1 protein-coding gene is annotated in these 550 nt (G+C 47.6%); it reads right to left on the reverse strand.

All coding sequences use genetic code 11. The features are described from left to right. Nucleotides 1–231 precede the first annotated feature (231 nt). The gene (locus H8730_RS17475; protein ID WP_249290323.1) at nucleotides 232–423 is read right to left on the reverse strand and encodes a hypothetical protein; all 192 of its coding nucleotides are present in this window, start codon (nucleotides 421–423) and stop codon (nucleotides 232–234) included. Nucleotides 424–550 lie beyond the last annotated feature (127 nt).

Raw genomic sequence — 550 nt, forward strand, 5'->3', positions numbered from 1 at the left:
TGCTCACAGCTGCCGCAGTCCGCCCATCCGTACACCTCAGCCCTCTGGGTATATCCATCCCGATCTTAGCTTTCTGTCCGGATAAGGAGCAGCTCCCTTGCGTCAAGGCAGATGTAATAATGCTCCTCGTCAAAGACCGCATAAGTCATGTTGTCATACTTTCCGAGATCTTCCTTATATGCTCGGGTCTACCGTTTATCATGGTGCTGAAGCATCTGATCGCGTTACGATTCAGATATAGAAGGATCGATTCACTACAGAAGCGGCAGCAGTAACTGTATCCAGAACCGGGATTAGCGAGTGGTAGTCAGTCCGGTCATGGCACAGAAAACTATGGAGAAGGAAAGAATTCTCTACCGCAATCTGGAGATTGAATACCGGGTATAACGGCCCATTGAGCATATGGACCTCTAACATCCGCATGAAGGTTGCATCCAGAATCCGTCTTGGAATAACGGTTGATGTCTTTTCCCACGAAGTATCGAGTTAGAGCATAGTTCCATAATAACATGGAACGGAGACAAGATGGTTGTCGTTGGCCATCTAATTG

Source organism: Bianquea renquensis, assembly GCF_014384895.1.
Taxonomy (GTDB): Bacteria; Bacillota; Clostridia; order Lachnospirales; family Bianqueaceae; genus Bianquea; species Bianquea renquensis.